Source organism: Microbacterium sp. BF1, assembly GCF_019279095.1.
Taxonomy (GTDB): Bacteria; Actinomycetota; Actinomycetes; order Actinomycetales; family Microbacteriaceae; genus Microbacterium; species Microbacterium maritypicum.
Genome location: NZ_JAGYWT010000263.1, coordinates 1 through 3,386, shown reverse-complemented (window position 1 = coordinate 3,386; position 3,386 = coordinate 1). Strand labels below are relative to the sequence as shown.

At 68.5% G+C, this 3,386-nt stretch carries 3 protein-coding genes; 2 read left to right on the top strand and 1 reads right to left on the bottom strand.

What is annotated here, in order from left to right:
- Window positions 1–662 (bottom strand): aminotransferase class V-fold PLP-dependent enzyme (locus KZA10_RS10095; protein WP_218682795.1); only part of this gene is annotated, 662 nt, incomplete at its 3' end.
- 100 nt (window positions 663–762) lie between these two features.
- Between KZA10_RS10095 and glgX the strand changes: the two genes are divergently transcribed.
- Together glgX and KZA10_RS10085 are read left to right on the top strand one after the other, a co-directional pair.
- Window positions 763–2,835, top strand: a complete 2,073-nt coding sequence (glgX, locus tag KZA10_RS10090) for a glycogen debranching protein GlgX (protein WP_055868453.1) — start codon at window positions 763–765, stop codon at window positions 2,833–2,835.
- Between the two features lie 65 nt (window positions 2,836–2,900).
- Window positions 2,901–3,269, top strand: coding sequence for a maltotransferase domain-containing protein (locus KZA10_RS10085; RefSeq protein ID WP_374196573.1), 369 nt, complete (start codon window positions 2,901–2,903; stop codon window positions 3,267–3,269).
- The last annotated feature ends 117 nt before the right edge of the window (window positions 3,270–3,386 follow it).

Here is a 3,386-nt window from a genome sequence, read left to right as displayed (position 1 = left end):
CGGGCGGTGACGAGCGCTCCGACGCCGACAGGGGCGCCGATCTTGTGTCCGGCGAGACTCATCGCGACGAGTCCGACGCCGCCTCCGGCCTCGCCGCGCAGGGAGCGGAACGACAGCGGCACGTGCCCGAGCGCGGCGACGGCATCGAGATGGAGGGGGACGTCCGACACCGCTGCAGCCGCAGCGAGGGCACGGGCATCGTTGATCGTCCCGGCTTCGTTGTTGGCTGCGAGGGCGGTCGCGAGCGCGGCACCGGGTAGCAGGGCGGCGAACTCCTCCGGATCGATCCGCGCCTCGGGGGTGACGAGCACCCGTCGCAGCTCAGCCCCTTCATCCACGAGCGCCGCGACCGTGTCCATCGTCGCGTGATGCTCGCCGTCGGGCAGCACGATGGCCGATGATCCCGGAGGGCGGGCGTGCCAGAGTCCCTGCAGCGCGAGGTTGATGGACTCGGTGCCACCCGAGGTGAACACGATCTCGATCGGGTCGGCGTCGACCACCGCGGCGACACGCTCCCGTGACTCCTCCAGCAGACGACGGGCGTCCTGCCCGGGACCGTGCGTCGAGGAGGCGTTGCCGACCGTCTGCGACGCGGCCAGCCAGGCATCTCGTGCCTCGGGGCGCAGGGGCGTGGTCGCCGCGTGGTCGAGATAGTGCCGCATCCTTCGATTCTCTCGCGAAACCGCAGTGAGAGGGTGCTCCCCCCTGGAACCGGGTACGCCCTGGCGCGAGACTGCGGCACATCACGCCTAGTGTGTACTCATGCCCGCGTCCCGAGACCTCGCCATGCCCGGCGGATCTGCCCTCGACAACCTCGGCGTTCGTCTGCACGACGGCGTCGGAACACTCCGTGTCTGGTCGCAGAACGCCTCATCGATCGAACTGGTCGTCTTCGACGCCACCGACCTCGACTGGGCGACCGACGAAGTGCCTCTCGAACGCCTTGCCGGAGGTATCTGGGAGGTCACCACCGAGCTCCTCCAGCCGGGAGTCCGCTACGCGATCCGCGTCGGCGGCCCGCACGGCCCGGGGAACACGTTCAACCCGGAGACGCTGCTGCTGGACCCGTACGCCCGTGGCCTCGCACAGGGCGACGGTTACGAGGAGTGGCGCTCGGTCGTCATCGTCGACGGGTTCGACTGGGGCGACTCGCACAAGCCCCGTGTCCCGCTGGATCGCACGGTCATCTACGAAGGCCACCTCAAGGGACTCACCAAGCGCCACCCCGATGTTCCGCCTGCTCTGCACGGCACCTACGCCGGTCTCGCACACCCCGCGATGATCGAGCACTTCCGCTCCCTGGGGATCACATCGATCGAACTGCTCCCGGTACATGCCTTCGTACCGGAGCCTCGCCTCCTCGAGCGCGGCCTCACCAACTACTGGGGCTACAACACGCTCAACTTCTTCACGCCGCACACCGCGTACGCGACCGAAGAGGCCCGCAAGGAGGGACCCGAAGCGGTCCTCGCCGAGTTCAAGGGCATGGTGCGGCTCCTGCATGAGGCCGGCCTCGAAGTGATCCTCGACGTCGTCTACAACCACACCTCCGAAGAGGGCATCGGCGGACCTCGATCGAGCCTGCGCGGCATCGACAACGCCACCTACTACCGCCAGGACGAGTCCGGCGTCTACATCGACACCACCGGATGCGGCAACACCCTCAACACGGCCACCGACGCCGGGGCCAGGCTCGTGCTGGACTCCCTGCGCTACTGGGCGCAGGAGATGCAGATCGACGGGTTCCGCTTCGACCTCGCCACGGCCATCGCCCGCGACGGCGCCCACACCTACACGCCGGAGCATCCGCTCCTCACCGCCATCGCCTCCGACCCGATCCTCGCCGACACGAAGCTCATCGCCGAGCCGTGGGACGTCGGCCTCGGCGGCTGGCAGACGGGCAACTTCCCGGCGGGGTGGCACGAGTGGAACGACCGCTACAGGGACAGGGTGCGCAACTTCTGGCTGAGCGACATCGACTACGCGCGTCGTGCCTCGGCCCCGGTCGGCATCGGTGGGTTCGCCACGCGTCTGGCCGGATCCTCGAACACCTTCAGCGAGGATCGTGGTCCGCTCGCCAGCGTGAACTTCGTCACCGCCCACGACGGCTTCACCCTCCACGACCTCGTCTCCTACGACGTCAAGCACAACGAGGCGAACGGCGAGCAGAACCGCGACGGCGCCGATATGAACCGTGCGTTCAACCATGGCATCGAAGGGCCGACCGACGACCCGACGATCCTCGCCGCGCGCCGCAAGGCCATGCGCAACCTGCTCGGCACGCTCCTCCTCTCGGCGGGCATCCCCATGCTCACCGCCGGCGACGAGGTCGGACGCACCCAGCGCGGCAATAACAACGCCTATGCGCAGGATTCGGCGCTGACCTGGCTCGGCTGGGAGTTCGAGCCCTGGCAGGAGGATCTGCGCGCCCATGTCTCCCGGCTGATCCGCCTGCGTCAGGAGAACCCTGCGCTGCGCCCCAGCCGCTACGCGCGACTCGGCGAACACATCCCCAACGCCTCGGTGATGGACTGGTACGACCAGAACGGCGAGACGATGGAGCAGGGCAAGTGGGCCGACCCCGGGAACCGGACGCTGCAGTACGTCGCTGCCTCCACACCCGACACCGAGGCCTACAACCGCATCCTGCTCATCGTGCACGGCACCGAATCACCGATCGATGTGCGTCTCCCCGAAGAGATCGAAGGCGCGACTCGTTTCGTGTCGCTGTGGTCGAGCGCCCACGAGCGCCCGTCCGACGAGCAAGAGGTCTTCGCGCCGGGTGATGTGCTGCCGGTGTCCGGAACCTCGATGAGGCTGTTCCGCGTCGAATGACCCCTGCTCCCGACGCACCACGCGGCGCGCTACCCGCGACCACGTCCGCGCGGTACATTCGGGAGGTGGCTGCACGTGCTGGTACTCGGTCCTCGGCTCTTCGGAGCCCCGCTCAGATCCCGGCGCGCGCCCTGGGTGAAGCGGATGCCCCCGGTGCGCTGCGGACGACCCGCATCCCTCTGCTCGATCCTTCCCCGGCTGTTCCGGGCGGATTCGCGCCGAAGGCCTTCGTCGGGGAGATCGTTCCGTTCAGCGTGATCGCGTTCCGTGAGGGGCACGACATGATCGGCGTGCACCTCCGGCTCACGTCGCCATCCGGCGAAGAGAGCCTGCACCGACTCTCCCCCCTCGACGACGGTACGGACACCTGGACCACAGACATCGCCCTCGACGAGCAGGGGGCGTGGCTCTTCCGGTTCGAGGTAGCTGCCTGATCACGCGTCGGTCAACTGGCACGAGGCCGGCGCCGACGAGGTGGCCGCGCTGCTGCTGAAACGAGGTGTCGCGGTCGAGGCGGGGCTGTGGGATGCGGCAGGTTTCGAGGTGTGGAA